At 60.3% G+C, this 1826-nt stretch carries 2 protein-coding genes; both read right to left on the bottom strand.

All coding sequences use genetic code 11. The features are described 5' to 3' along the window. Positions 1 to 924, bottom strand: a 924-nt coding sequence (locus WA354_RS14535; RefSeq protein ID WP_472813737.1) for a VWA domain-containing protein, incomplete at its 3' end; no start/stop codon positions are given. Between the two features lie 2 nt (positions 925 to 926). Continuing rightward, positions 927 to 1826 (bottom strand): outer membrane beta-barrel protein (locus WA354_RS14530; protein ID WP_472813736.1); only part of this gene is annotated, 900 nt, incomplete at its 5' end.

Below are 1826 nucleotides of genomic sequence, written 5' to 3'. Positions count from 1 at the left end.
GTTCCCCTGCGAGCCCTGCGTCGCATCGCCGAGGGGAGCCTGCGCGACAAGACCGCGGGCATCGATGGCCCAGATAGACACGCCAGCCTTGATGGCCGCGTCGACGGTGGCATGCATCTGCGCCTGGTTGTCGACGCCATTGAGGCGCATGCCACCGGCGAAATAAATCAGCGACTTCTTCTCGTTGAGCTGGCCGAGCATATGCGCGGCAGTTTGCAGGGCGGAGAGCTGGCGGTCGGTGTTGAAGATGTTGAATTCGCTGTCGTCCTGTCCGAAGGCGGCGCCGGTGTCTGCGGCGCTGGCGTCATCTACTTCTTCGGCTGAGTCCTGGCCTTCGCCTACGATCATGGTTTCGAGGATGCTGAGCAGGCGATCGCGATCCTGGGTAAAGTCCTGAAGAATGTCGACGGATCCGGTGTTGTAGCGCATGATCGACACGAGGTCGACGGAGGTCATTTGCGTGCGGATGAACTGCTCAGCTGCCTGCAGAGCGCGCATCTGGTCTGCCGGCATCATGGCGGACATGTCGAAGTAGAGCGCCAGGAGGCGTCGATTCTTGTAGTGCTCGTTGTCTATGGTTTCGGGTGCAATTTTTTCGCGGGCGAGGCGCTTATATATCTTCAGATCTTCTTCACTGCGTTTTGAGACGGGTAGCGGCTTTGCGGTTTCCGCGAGATCCTGGTGCTCGCAAAACTTGATGGTCTGCGGCACGTTGTCTTCGGTTACGGCGAAATCTTTTGCCGTAAGGCCGCGAATGGGATTGCCCTGCTTGTCTTTGACGACGACAGCTTCGACTACGAGTTGCACTTTCACCGACATGGTGTAGGTATCCTGCGCGTTGGCAGGGCGATTCTGGCCGACTTGCTGCGCGGAGGAGGAGGCAGAGAAGATGAAAGCGAGAAGCAGGGCGACGAGTTTGCGCATGGTCAGAACCTCACCCGCATGGTGGTCTGCAGGCTTCGCATCGCGTCTGCGGATTGTGGCAGGCCGAATTGCGCGCTTTCCAATGTCGTGACCCAGCTACTGAATACAGGATGATTCAGCAAGTTCGTGGCGTCGATGCGTACGTCGAGGTAGAAACGCTTGCTGGGTCGGAAAGTGCGCTGCATGCCGCCGTTGAGACTGAACTGGTTTGGCCCGGTGATGGAGTTTCTGCCCGCAGTGCCCCAGGTGCCTGGTGCGGGTGTCGTGTAGGCGGATGCATTGACGTGCGCGCCAGTCTGTCCGCCTTGTACTGGCGCGCCGGTGAGGCTGGGACGCAATGGGCCGAGCCAGCCAGTGCCCGGGACGGCAGCGGGGAAGAGCGGCGTCTCCGGCAGGCCGGTTCCGACATTCAACTGCATCAGCAGCGTCCACTCCTTCAATGCTCGACCGCGCCAACCGCCGAGTAGTGTTCCACCTTCGAGTCCCTGGCCGGTGGTGTACTGGGCTTGCAGATTGAGGAGATGGCGCTGGTCGAAGGAGGAGAGGGAGCGTTCCGCTGTCAGATCGAGCCAATCTTGCGCGACCTGCGTATTGCTAGAGGATGACGAGGATGAGGCCGCTGAGAAATCAGTTTGGGAAGCGCTGGATTGATGTCCCTGACCGCCGAGCATGGCGTCGTCGTCGATCGACTTCGAGTAGGTGTAGAGGAGCGATGCAGCGAATCCGCCGCGAAGGCGGCGCCGCAACTGAAGCTGGCCGGATTGGCGCGTTGAATTTCCGCCCGAGGTTTCGTAAACGAATCCCGCAGAGCAGGCGGGGCAGGGATTGGCGGCACCGAGGGGATAGCTGTTGGGCAGGAATTGCTGTACGCCGTGCGTTCCTTTTACGCCGAGGTAGGTTGC

This window comes from Occallatibacter sp. (assembly GCF_049802275.1).
Lineage (GTDB): Bacteria > Acidobacteriota > Terriglobia > Terriglobales > Acidobacteriaceae > Telmatobacter.
The sequence above is the reverse complement of the archived record's forward strand: the minus strand, read 5'-3'. Positions and strand labels throughout refer to the sequence as shown.